The sequence below is a fragment of the Halonatronomonas betaini genome (genome assembly GCF_015666175.1).
Lineage (GTDB): Bacteria > Bacillota > Halanaerobiia > Halanaerobiales > Halarsenatibacteraceae > Halonatronomonas > Halonatronomonas betaini.
Window position 1 is genome coordinate 207444 of the sequence record NZ_JADPIE010000006.1, and the last position, 10664, is coordinate 218107.

Below are 10664 nucleotides of genomic sequence, written 5' to 3' on the forward strand. Positions count from 1 at the left end.
TATACCACCTTGCCTTTTTATTATTCTATTTCTACATCAATCTCCTCATCAAAGACCTCGTCTAACTCTTCTTCAGTCATTCCAGAAACGATTCCATCTATCTCATCCAATAATTCAGAAGCCCTTTCTAAATTAGGTTGTCTCCTTAAAGCCTTAACTAACTCAGTCTGGGCAGCCTGATACATTTCCAATTCAAAATAAGCTTTACCTAAATAATAATAACTTAAAGCATAATCAGGGTTTATCTCAATTGCATTACTAAAATAGGATACAGCTCTATAATGATTATCTTCTTCTAAATATATTTCCCCTAATTTTAGATAACCAGTAACATATTCATTATTATATCTAATAGCAGATTCCAAACTCTCTGTAGCCCGCTCAACTTCACCCTGTTCATAATAAATCACACCAAGTTGATAATGGGCTTCATAATTATGCCGGTTTCTATTAATAACATGATTAAACTGCTCAATAGCCAGTTCATATTCTCCAGTTGCTTTATAAGCCCTGCCAAGAGCAAATTTCAAACTATTTACTTCTGGAGATCTATCAAGTCCTAATTCAAGAACTTCAATCGCCTCGCTATAATTTTCCTCTCCTATATATAGGTTCCCAAGGTCCAGATGAGCCCCTGCATTATCAGGTTCTAAAACTATAAGCCTCTCATATAAATCAATAGCATTTCCTGACTCATCAAGTTCTTTGTACGCTCTAGCCAGAGCTCCAAAACTAGACGGCCTTGATAATTCATTTCTCAATGGCTCCAGTATATCCTTAACTGCCTGATAATTATTTAAACCTAATTCAGCCTGGGCATGGCCCTTTTGCTGATCAAATCCATAAAAGCCAAAATCCCTTGCCTTTTCAATATATTCCTTAGCAAGATCAAACTGAGCACTATCATACCGGCCCTCTAAATTCAAAAACTGTTCAGCCAAAAGCCAGTAAAGTTCAGCATTATGATAGCCTAATTCATCAAGTTCGTCAATTAAATCTTCAGCAACAGATAATTTCCTATTTCTTAATTTACTTTTTACCAAATAACTATAGACTGTATACTTTTCTGTACTACTAATATCTCCATCAAGAATCTGATAAAAAGTCTCCTCAGCCATTTCATATTCACCGGTATAAAAAGAATTTATCCCCTCACTAATTTCATAATTCTGAGCACTAGCAGTACTGGCAATTGCCAGCACAAAAATCAATCCCAAACTAAAAATTATTCTCTTCATTTAATCGCCTCCAGAATTGCCAGTCTTAATTTATTTAAAATATACTGAGAAGCATACCATCTAACTTTTTTTCGGTCGCCAGAAAAACTCCATCTCTCCTGGAATTCACAGGAGTTAGAGCAGATAGTTGAATAAACCAGACCAACAGGTTTCTCATCAGTACCGCCACCTGGCCCGGCAATACCGGTCACAGATACACCAAAATCAGCATCAAATAATTCTTTTACCCCGGTAGCCATCTGGTCAGCTGCCAGTCTACTGACAGCCCCTTCTTTCTCAAGAATCTCCTCTGCAAGTCCTAATAATCTAACTTTACTTGCATTGCTATATACAATAACCCCGCCTTTAAAGAAATCCGAGGCACCTGGAATATCAGTCAAGCGTTTGGCAATTAATCCGCCTGTACAGGACTCAGCCAGGGCCAGACTAAAATTATTTTCCCTTAATAAATCTGAAACAACACCAGCCAGACTTTTATCACCTTCACCATAAATATAATATCCTAATTCCTCTTTGATTTCTGCAACTACTTTTGCAAAATTATCAGGATCAAAACCTGGCCTTAAGCTTAATTTAATAGAAATCTCGCCTCCATGGGGCAGAAATCTAAAAGCAATTCCCTCTGAACGATTAATTATATCTTTAATTCTATCTTCCAGGGCAGCCTCACCAATACCTGCAACTCTTAAAGTAAGATCATAACTATTTTTCTGCCTGGGCTGACAGACCCTGTCAAGTACAAAATTATCAATCATCCTTTTCATCTCAACTGGAACCCCAGGTAAAACAAAAATATTACTCCCTTCAGCAACAAGATAAAAGCCTGGAGCAGTCCCTTCTTCATTCAAAATCGGCTCAGCATCTGCTGGAAGATAAGCCTGTCTGTAATTATTCTCAGTAACTTCTTTGCCAATCTCATTAAAGAAAGACTTAATATTATCAGCCAGTTCAGGGCGATAGATAAGCTCCTGGCCGGTAGCCCTGGCAACACCATCTCTGGTAATATCATCCTGGGTAGGTCCTAAACCTCCGGTTATAATAATATTTTTATATTCAGATAACAACCTCTCCACTTTACTGGCAATCACATCTACCTTATCTGGAACTGTAATAATCTCATTGACCTGACAGCCATTATCAAACAGCCTCTCAGCAATCCAGCTGGCATTGGTATTATCTATCTCGCCAAATAATAATTCATCACCAACAGATAAAACAGCAATATCATCCATCTTATAAATCAACACCTATCATCTTAAAATTAAAATACAAAAAACAAAATAATTCCACTTATCAAACCGGCAACAATATCATCTAACATAACTCCAGTCCCACCTTTAAAATCCTGAACATAATCAATCGGACCAGGCTTAAAAATATCAAAGACTCTAAAAAGAAGAAAGCCAGTTAGATAATGGACAAAATTATACGGATTCATAAAAGCAAAAGTAATAAAAACTCCAGCAATTTCATCAATTACTATCTCCTGATTATCTTTAATACCTGTCCTATTTTCTTCCTGCTGACAGATCAAAGTCCCGACAATTACCGTTATTATAATAGCCGGCCAGCTTCTTAAAATTGGGAATAAGGCCAGTAGCCCCAGCCCAACCAGGGAACCAAAGGTGCCAGGCATATATTTAATTCTTCCAACCATAAAACCTGTTGCAAAAAAATAATTAATTCTCTCCATAATGCCCATAATTACAGCTCCCACTCCAGGTCTGCATCAGCAAAATACCTGTAGCCTGAATAAAATGTAATCAGAGCAGCTAGCCAGATTAAAATCAGCGGTAGATATCCAGGGAGTGGAATAATCTCTGGATAGACTAAAAAGGCGAGCACAGCAACAATCTGGGTAACAGTCTTTAATTTACCCCAGATACTGGCAGAAATAATAATGCCTTCGCTGGCAGCAATCACCCTCAGACCAGTTACAGCAAATTCCCGGCCAATAATAATAATAACCGGCCAGGGAGAAATTAAATTCAGGCTAACAAAACCAATCAGGGCAGATGAAACTAAAAGCTTATCAGCTAAAGGATCAGCAATCTTGCCAAAATTAGTAACCTGATTACTCCGTCTGGCCAGATATCCATCGGCAGCATCAGTCAGACTTGCAACAACAAAAACGACAAAAGAAATCCAGGAAGCCACAAAAGGCAACCTCGCCCGCATTAATAAAAAGAAAACAAAGACCGGAATTAAAATAATCCTGGCTAAAGTTAACTTATTTGGCATATTCATATCAGCCAATTTCATCAATAATCTCTCCTTCAAGATCATATTCAAAAGCCGACTTAACTAAAGCAAGATAAATAGAACCTATCTCAATCTCAAATTCCTCAGGCAACTCACCGCTGATAGCATTATCTATCTCTGGGGCATCATATTCAGTCCTGCCATTAAAGCGGTTGCCATCAATCTCCTCAACAATTATTTCCAGCTTCTTATCAACTCTCTCGCTATTTTTCTCAAGGGCTATTGTTTGCTGTTCTTCCATTATCTGATTATAGCGCCTAACTTTAAGATCCTCATCCAGCTGACCATCAAGTCTTGCCGCCGGGGTATTCTCCTCCTTGGAATAGGTAAATACTCCAAGACGATCAAACTTAACCTCTTTTATAAAATCAACTAACTCCTCAAACTCTTCCTCAGACTCACCTGGAAATCCGACTATTAGCGAAGTCCTTAACACCACATCAGGCAGAACATTTCTAATCCTAGCAATCTTAGCCTCCAGAGAGCTCCTATCTCCAGGTCTGCCCATCCTCTTTCTAACCTGACCGGCAGCATGCTGGATTGGAATATCTAAATAATTACAGATTTTATCTTCCCTGGCCATCACCTCTAATACTTTTTCCTCAAGATGTTCAGGATAAGTATACATCAATCTAATCCACTTTAAACCGTCTATCTTTGCAAGCTCCTCTAAAAGCCCGGCCAGTCGCACCTCACCATAAATATCAAGGCCATAAAGGGCAGTATCCTGGGCCACCAGAATCAACTCATTAATCCCCTGCTCAACAAGCCTTCTGGCCTCATTTAAAATATATTCCATTTCCCGGCTCTTAAAACCACCCTTAATCGATGGAATAGTGCAATAGGTACAGTTCTGGTCACAGCCATCAGCAATTTTTAAATAAGCAGTTCCCTTTTCCTTATGAACCCTGGGAATATCTCGGTTTAAACCCTGTTCAGGCTCGCTAACCATGGTCACCCTCTGACCCCTTTTAACCTCTTCAACTAATTCAACCATCTTCTGATAATCACCGATCCCGAAAATGCCATCTACTTCAGGAATATCAGATTTAATATCATCGACATATCTCTGGGCCAGACAGCCTGTCACAATAACCTTCTGACAGTTTCCAGTCTCCTTTAACTTCACCGCCTCAAAAATAGCCTCAATCGACTCCTCCTTGGCAGTCTCAATAAACCCGCAGGTATTAACAGCTATAATATCAGCAACTTCATAATCATCAACAAGTGTTATATTTTCAGATTCAGTCAGATATCCGGCAATATACTCACCATCAACCTGATTTTTCGGACAACCTAAATTATAAATAAATACCCTAACAGACATAAATTCACTCCTAATCATTAAATTAATAAATTGACCTATTTAAACTAATTATAAACATAGTTCACTAACTATGCAAGCAGTTGCGCTAACCAGTAAAAATTACTATATAATATAAGAAAAATCGGCCTCCAGGCCGATTAAAAACTGAAATGGTCGGGTTGCCGGGATTTGAACCCGGGACCTCACGCCCCCCAGGCGTGCGCGCTACCAAGCTGCGCCACAACCCGATTAAATTATTAACAGAAATATTATACAAAATCCTCATACCATTGTCAAGACTAAACTACTTAACCCAATCCTTCTTTCTGAGCCATTCTGCAAGCTTATCAGGATCATCAGTCACAATAAAAACTTCCTGAATCGAGGAGCTATTCTTGGCCAGAACTTTAAAGCCACTGGAAGTATTATATTTCAACCTTAAAAAAGGCTGAACTCCACTCCCTTTTCTCCGGTTTATCCTCCCAGGAATAATACTCTTAACTAAAGGGTGAATTGAAATCCCCTCAAGTAAAGGCAAAATATCATCAATAATTGTATGTTCCTGTTTAATCTTATCAATCTTATATTTGCCACCCATTTATAATCACCAACTCAAAATGTATTATAACATATAATAGTTTTCAAGTACAGTTTAAAACTATATTAATATACCTTCAATAGTATACATCCCCGGTACCAACCCAGTATCAACCCAGTACCAACCCAGTACCAACCCACTCCTGATACTTCTTATAAATACTTTAAATAAACTATTCTGAAATAACTTAAAATTTACATAAGTAAAACTTCAAAATAAAACTGAATTATTTTCAAAAAACCCTTGACGCATCGAACATACTACGTTATAATATATTTTGTGTTGAGGTAATTAAATAATAAATTTTCAAGCTGACGTAGCTCAATTGGTAGAGCAGCTGCCTTGTAAGCAGCAGGTTACCGGTTCAAGTCCGGTCGTCAGCTCCATTTTTATTTATAGCTGAAAAATCAAAGAATCCAGCTAACACCTACATAGAAAATATTGCTAATAACTAAATATAATTTACCAGTTCTGCTCAATCCTTTGATTGAGCATTATTTTATTTAAATCAACATTTGTATCATAAACAAAGATATCTATCCCGGCCTCTCTGGCTTTATCTAAAGTTTCAGCAAAATCAGGATCAATCTCCTCACAGGGCTTAAATAATTCAGCCTGTTCCTGCTGAACAATAAATAAAACTCCAGCCAGATTACCAGTTACATCTTTCCACTTAATCAACTCCTCAAGATGCCTGACCCCTCTTTTAGTTGGAGCATCTGGAAAACAGGCCTGGCCATCATCTACTAAATTAACAGATTTAACCTCTAAAAGATATTCATCACCATCAGTAGCATTTAATAAAAAATCAAACCTGGAATTACCCCAGGTATATTCTCGCCTATTAATGCTATAATCACTTAAGCCATCAAAGAATTCATTCTCCAGACCAACCTCTGCCAGATCATTGGCCAGATGAGAATTCATCGAAACAAATTCATCATTATCCAGCTTAACTAAAATTACACTTCCTGCTGTCTTCCTTTCAGGATTATCAGTCGGCTTATAATATACAACCCTACCCTCTTTGATAATCAAAGGCAGTCTGCCAGGATCTGGCAGATGTAACTTAATTTTATTACTTGACTCATCTTCACAAATCAAAACAAATCTATTAGGCCTTGCAATAATCTTTGCTTTCAATAAATTATCAGAAAAATCTATATAAGGCAGTTCCATATATTCCACCTCCAAAAAAAATAACCGGGGAAAATTTCCCCGGTAAGTCAATTAGTTAAAATACAACTTCTACTGAATAAAGCTCACTACACTTTTTATTTTCCATTTTACCTTCTTGCGTTTTAATTTCAATTTTATCTTTCTCCTGATCCCTCAAAAACAAACTTAAGAAACCAGTATCTTCAATATGTCTATTCAAGTCCTGAGCCACACATGGAATACCATTAATTTCCTCAATATCGTCACTTAAATAAGTCGTACCATCCTTGAATTTAAGAATAAATTGCATTATATCACCTCTCTGATATTTTAGTTGAATCAGTACTCTTAACATTATATTCTAGGTCTTTTAAAAAACTCCTGCAAAAATTGATAGATTTTATCAACTTTTAAATATAATTAATATTAATCCAGGGAAAGATTATCATTTAAAATATCAATCTTCTTATCATCTGAAATATTTAGATTTAACGGAGTAATCGAAATAAAGCCATTTTTTATTGCATTTATATCAGCTTTATCATCATCGTAAGATTTATTGCCACCTCTAAACCAAAAATATTTGCCTCCTGCAGGATCAATCCTCTCCTCCACTGAATCTTCATATAAATGAGGAGCTAGAGTAGTAATCTTATAGCCATTATATTTAGAATATTTTAAATCAGGAAAATTAATATTCAAAGGACCATCAAGTAGATTAAGCGTTTCTATAAAATCATCATTACTTAAATAATCAACTAACTTATCAGCCACTGCTGTAAAATTTTTAGATTCATCGATTGAGAGTGAGACAGCAATGGCCTTATAACCCTGTATATAGGCCTCTATTGCCGCTGAGACAGTTCCAGAATAGTAGACGTCATATCCAAGGTTATGGCCATGATTAATGCCTGATATGACAAGATCGGGCTTGAAATCCTCAAAAACCTTAAGAGCAAGTTTAATACAATCAGCTGGAGTACCATTAACCCTATAGGCGTCATTACCTAATCTCTTGCTCACAGTTTTAAATAATCTTAACGGCTTTCTAATAGTAATTGCATGACTGATAGCGCTCCTCTCCTGATCAGGTGCAATTACCTTTAATTGATGACCTGCCTCAATTAAAGCTTCAGCTAAACTATTAATTCCTTCTGCATAGATACCATCGTCATTAACTAATAATATTTTCATAATTGATATCTCCTTTATTTCTATACCATTTTACTTGCTTTTAAAAAAAATATTTGATATACTTCTAGTAATGATTATTGCAAAAGGAGGGGAGAATATTGGGCAAAAAGAAAACCAGGATGACAAAACAGCGAAAAGCTATCCTTGAAACACTTAAAAGTACTGATTGCCATCCAACTGCTGACTGGATTTACAATGAAGTTAAAGATGAGATACCAAATATAAGCCTGGGCACCGTTTATCGTAATCTTAATTTTTTAGCAGAACAGGGAGAAATAATGGTTCTCGATTATGGCAGCACCCATAGCAGATATGACGGAACTCCTGAACAGCATTATCATTTTCACTGTCAGGAATGCGATAGCGTTTATGATATCCATATAAACCTTAAAGAAACCCTCAATCAACAGGCAGATGAAGCAACTCCTTTTACAATTAATGAACATAGATTGGAATTTTACGGGATCTGTGATAAATGCCAGAATTCCTAGTTTTTAAAACTACCGATTAAATTCGGTAGTTTTTTATTTATCTCTATTTTTAACTCTATTATTCTATCAACTATTTATCCCTTCATATTTCCACTATTTTCTTCTCTATTACTATCAGCGACATCATTACCCTGAGAATATATCCTGTAAGTCGGGTACGCCAGATCAACGTCATGATTATTTTCTATAAAATCCATTATTTCTTCCCAGAAATTTTCATTAGTAGACCTTCTCTTTCTTGGCTCACATAAATAACGGATAGTAAGCTCAACACCACTTTCTTTAACATTCATATAGACAATAGGTGTCAATTTTTTATATTCCTTTTTTGCTGAATTAATTATTTTTTCCCTGGCCTCTCGATTAATCTTTCTGGCTTTAATATCAGCAATCTCCTGAAAGGCTTTCTTCGCTTTCCTCCAGTCACTTTCAAAGGTCAATAATATCTTTATTTCATTCCAGATAAATTCAAAGCCCTGGGTATAGTTGGATATATTTCTATTTAAAGCATGTCCATTGGGCACAAATACAATCCTGCCAGTACTCTGATCTGAATCAACCCAGTTACCAATCTCCATAAGAGAAGTTTCAAATAACCTTATATCAATAACATCACCCTTTACTCCACCAATCTCAATTCTATCACCGATATTATATGGCCGCCTGATTATTAGATACAATCTACCGACAATATTGGCGACCATATCCCTTAAGGCAATAGCTAAACCAGCAGAAAAAAGGCCAAAAAATGTCATAAAACCCTGTAAACCTCGAAACCATAAAGGGAATATTAATATAAACCCTAAACCATAGGAGATATAATTTAAAACCTTATTATATCTAAACTTTTTAGAGATATCTTTAATCCTATTATCTATTTTCTTGCTAATATATTGCCTTAAATAATAAATAAAAGCAATAAATAATAACGTTAAAATAAATCTTCTCAATAACTCAGTCCTATCGCTTAAAGCAAAAGCAATAATCTCATTAATAGTAGTCATATACTATTCATCCTTTTCAACTAACTTATCCCAGGCTTCTAGAGCTTTTCTTAAATGGGGGATAATAATCGAACCTCCAACAATTAAACCGATATTTAAGACTTCATATAATTCTTCATCAGTAATATCTAATTTATAGAGTTCCTGCATATGATAATTAATACAGTCATCACATTTTAAAACAAGTGAAGCTACCAGCCCTAACATTTCCTTAGTCTTTTTATCCAGGGCTCCATCATCATAAGCCTTTGTATCCAAATTAAAAAATCTCTTAATATTTAAATTATCAGTCTCCATAACTCTCTCATTCATTTTCTCCCTATACTCATTATATTCATCCCAGAAATCTTTATCAGCCATAAAACTAATACCTCCTAACCTAAAAGATAATATCCAATAGTAATAGTAAAATTATAATTACAGAACCACCAGTAAATATTTTTATATTCATCCAATTAACAGCTTTAAGTCTATTTAAACTAATTTTACCTTGATTAACCATCTTTGTAAAGTTAGAAAATAAATAAAATATATAAGGAAGACTAAATAGTGGAATTATCCAGATTAAATTATTGGTCAATGTTAAATTGATTGCAAATAAAGAATAAGCCATTAAAAGAATTATTCCATATATATAATTATACTTTTTTGTAGTTCTGTAAAATTCTAATTTATATTTAGACTCTATAAGATAATTATCTGCTAAACTCAAAAATAAAAATATATTAAATTCAAGCAATAATATTATAAATAATAAGTTAAAGACTATAACCTTTACATTTGTTAAATCGATAAAGTAAAATGATAAAAATAAAAGCCCGGAAAGCAGAGCTGAAATAACTCCAATATTTAAATAATCCTTTTTTATAAGCTCTAACCTGGGAACAATATAATATAAAAATAACAAAATTAATATATTAAAATAATAAAATAAGTCTAACTCAATAAAAAAGACTAAAAACATATATATTACAATAGATAAAAGTATAAGAGCAAGGCCTAAAATATTATGATTAATATTAATCTTTATAAATTTAAATTCCTCGCCTTTATTAAGAGGCTGGATTTCACTCTCATATCGAAAATGATTAAGATAAAATATCATCCCATATAATTGGTTATCTGAAATAAAAAAATTGCCAATCTCATTAACTGCAAAAAACAAAAACATCATAATATATGGAAAAAAGCTTCCAGCTCCATTCCATCTAAATGATGCTATTAATGCAATTAGAATTGGCAAAAGTACATAAATATAATATTTAAAAATACCCATAATAACACCTGCTTATTTTAATTATAATACTTTCACTTAATATTATAAATATGGATATAAAAAAATGGCTCCCCGAGCAGGACTCGAACCTGCGACAAAGTGGTTAACAGCCACTCGCTCTGCCAGCTGAGCTATCG

The 10664-nt window shown here is 34.8% G+C and carries 13 protein-coding genes and 2 tRNA genes; 2 read left to right on the forward strand and 13 right to left on the reverse strand.

Annotated elements, in window-relative coordinates; translation table 11 throughout:
• Nucleotides 1-20: 20 nt before the first annotated feature.
• From I0Q91_RS11400 to I0Q91_RS11430, 7 genes are all read right to left on the reverse strand, one after another.
• Nucleotides 21-1238 (reverse strand): tetratricopeptide repeat protein, encoded by a 1218-nt coding sequence (locus tag I0Q91_RS11400; RefSeq protein WP_270454675.1) that lies wholly within the window; start codon nucleotides 1236-1238, stop codon nucleotides 21-23.
• Nucleotides 1235-2470 (reverse strand): competence/damage-inducible protein A, encoded by a 1236-nt coding sequence (locus tag I0Q91_RS11405; RefSeq protein WP_270454677.1) that lies wholly within the window; start codon nucleotides 2468-2470, stop codon nucleotides 1235-1237. The genes I0Q91_RS11400 and I0Q91_RS11405 overlap by 4 nt, the downstream gene beginning before the upstream one ends.
• Before the next feature lie 29 nt (nucleotides 2471-2499).
• The gene (locus I0Q91_RS11410; protein WP_270454678.1) at nucleotides 2500-2940 is read right to left on the reverse strand and encodes a phosphatidylglycerophosphatase A family protein; all 441 of its coding nucleotides are present in this window, start codon (nucleotides 2938-2940) and stop codon (nucleotides 2500-2502) included.
• A gap of 2 nt (nucleotides 2941-2942) precedes the next feature.
• Nucleotides 2943-3485: a CDP-diacylglycerol--glycerol-3-phosphate 3-phosphatidyltransferase gene (gene pgsA / locus I0Q91_RS11415; protein ID WP_345790984.1), complete on the reverse strand. Its 543-nt coding sequence runs from the start codon at nucleotides 3483-3485 to the stop codon at nucleotides 2943-2945.
• Between the two features lies 1 nt (nucleotide 3486).
• Nucleotides 3487-4827: a 30S ribosomal protein S12 methylthiotransferase RimO gene (gene rimO, locus I0Q91_RS11420; RefSeq protein ID WP_270454680.1), complete on the reverse strand. Its 1341-nt coding sequence runs from the start codon at nucleotides 4825-4827 to the stop codon at nucleotides 3487-3489.
• A gap of 150 nt (nucleotides 4828-4977) precedes the next feature.
• Nucleotides 4978-5054 (reverse strand) — tRNA-Pro (locus tag I0Q91_RS11425).
• Nucleotides 5055-5110: 56 nt separating this feature from the next.
• Nucleotides 5111-5404 (reverse strand): DUF2103 domain-containing protein, encoded by a 294-nt coding sequence (locus I0Q91_RS11430; protein WP_270454681.1) that lies wholly within the window; start codon nucleotides 5402-5404, stop codon nucleotides 5111-5113.
• Nucleotides 5405-5714: 310 nt separating this feature from the next.
• On the opposite strand from I0Q91_RS11430, the gene I0Q91_RS11435 reads away from it, so the two are divergent.
• Nucleotides 5715-5790: transfer RNA gene (locus I0Q91_RS11435), tRNA-Thr, on the forward strand.
• Nucleotides 5791-5866: 76 nt separating this feature from the next.
• On the opposite strand, the gene sfsA is transcribed toward I0Q91_RS11435, so the two are convergent.
• From sfsA to surE, 3 genes are all read right to left on the reverse strand, one after another.
• Entirely contained in the window at nucleotides 5867-6583 is a 717-nt protein-coding gene (gene sfsA, locus I0Q91_RS11440; protein WP_270454683.1) for a DNA/RNA nuclease SfsA, read from the reverse strand.
• A 55-nt stretch (nucleotides 6584-6638) separates the two neighbouring features.
• Entirely contained in the window at nucleotides 6639-6872 is a 234-nt protein-coding gene (locus tag I0Q91_RS11445) for a hypothetical protein (RefSeq protein WP_270454685.1), read from the reverse strand.
• A 116-nt stretch (nucleotides 6873-6988) separates the two neighbouring features.
• Entirely contained in the window at nucleotides 6989-7756 is a 768-nt protein-coding gene (gene surE, locus I0Q91_RS11450) for a 5'/3'-nucleotidase SurE (RefSeq protein ID WP_270454687.1), read from the reverse strand.
• 119 nt (nucleotides 7757-7875) lie between these two features.
• Between surE and I0Q91_RS11455 the strand changes: the two genes are divergently transcribed.
• Entirely contained in the window at nucleotides 7876-8247 is a 372-nt protein-coding gene (locus tag I0Q91_RS11455; protein ID WP_427854505.1) for a Fur family transcriptional regulator, read from the forward strand.
• A 74-nt stretch (nucleotides 8248-8321) separates the two neighbouring features.
• Here the strand turns inward: I0Q91_RS11455 and I0Q91_RS11460 are convergent, their stop codons facing one another.
• Genes I0Q91_RS11460 through I0Q91_RS11470 form a run of 3 tightly spaced genes read right to left on the reverse strand, consistent with a single transcriptional unit; the run spans nucleotide 8322 to nucleotide 10527 of the window.
• Nucleotides 8322-9251: a mechanosensitive ion channel family protein gene (locus I0Q91_RS11460; protein ID WP_270454689.1), complete on the reverse strand. Its 930-nt coding sequence runs from the start codon at nucleotides 9249-9251 to the stop codon at nucleotides 8322-8324.
• A gap of 3 nt (nucleotides 9252-9254) precedes the next feature.
• Nucleotides 9255-9611: a carboxymuconolactone decarboxylase family protein gene (locus I0Q91_RS11465; protein WP_270454690.1), complete on the reverse strand. Its 357-nt coding sequence runs from the start codon at nucleotides 9609-9611 to the stop codon at nucleotides 9255-9257.
• A 19-nt stretch (nucleotides 9612-9630) separates the two neighbouring features.
• Nucleotides 9631-10527: a hypothetical protein gene (locus I0Q91_RS11470; RefSeq protein WP_270454691.1), complete on the reverse strand. Its 897-nt coding sequence runs from the start codon at nucleotides 10525-10527 to the stop codon at nucleotides 9631-9633.
• Between the last annotated feature and the right edge of the window lie 137 nt (nucleotides 10528-10664).

Excerpts from the sequence above, each read along its gene's own strand:
- I0Q91_RS11400 (WP_270454675.1), bottom strand. The coding sequence starts at position 1,238 with ATGAAGAGAATAATTTTTAGTTTGGGATTGATTTTTGTGCTGGCAATT.
- I0Q91_RS11405 (WP_270454677.1), bottom strand. The coding sequence starts at position 2,470 with ATGGATGATATTGCTGTTTTATCTGTTGGTGATGAATTATTATTTGGC.
- I0Q91_RS11410 (WP_270454678.1), bottom strand. The coding sequence starts at position 2,940 with ATGGGCATTATGGAGAGAATTAATTATTTTTTTGCAACAGGTTTTATG.
- pgsA (WP_345790984.1), bottom strand. The coding sequence starts at position 3,485 with ATGAATATGCCAAATAAGTTAACTTTAGCCAGGATTATTTTAATTCCG.
- rimO (WP_270454680.1), bottom strand. The coding sequence starts at position 4,827 with ATGTCTGTTAGGGTATTTATTTATAATTTAGGTTGTCCGAAAAATCAG.
- I0Q91_RS11430 (WP_270454681.1), bottom strand. The coding sequence starts at position 5,404 with ATGGGTGGCAAATATAAGATTGATAAGATTAAACAGGAACATACAATT.
- sfsA (WP_270454683.1), bottom strand. The coding sequence starts at position 6,583 with ATGGAACTGCCTTATATAGATTTTTCTGATAATTTATTGAAAGCAAAG.
- I0Q91_RS11445 (WP_270454685.1), bottom strand. The coding sequence starts at position 6,872 with ATGCAATTTATTCTTAAATTCAAGGATGGTACGACTTATTTAAGTGAC.
- surE (WP_270454687.1), bottom strand. The coding sequence starts at position 7,756 with ATGAAAATATTATTAGTTAATGACGATGGTATCTATGCAGAAGGAATT.
- I0Q91_RS11455 (WP_427854505.1), top strand. The coding sequence starts at position 7,876 with ATGACAAAACAGCGAAAAGCTATCCTTGAAACACTTAAAAGTACTGAT.
- I0Q91_RS11460 (WP_270454689.1), bottom strand. The coding sequence starts at position 9,251 with ATGACTACTATTAATGAGATTATTGCTTTTGCTTTAAGCGATAGGACT.
- I0Q91_RS11465 (WP_270454690.1), bottom strand. The coding sequence starts at position 9,611 with ATGGCTGATAAAGATTTCTGGGATGAATATAATGAGTATAGGGAGAAA.
- I0Q91_RS11470 (WP_270454691.1), bottom strand. The coding sequence starts at position 10,527 with ATGGGTATTTTTAAATATTATATTTATGTACTTTTGCCAATTCTAATT.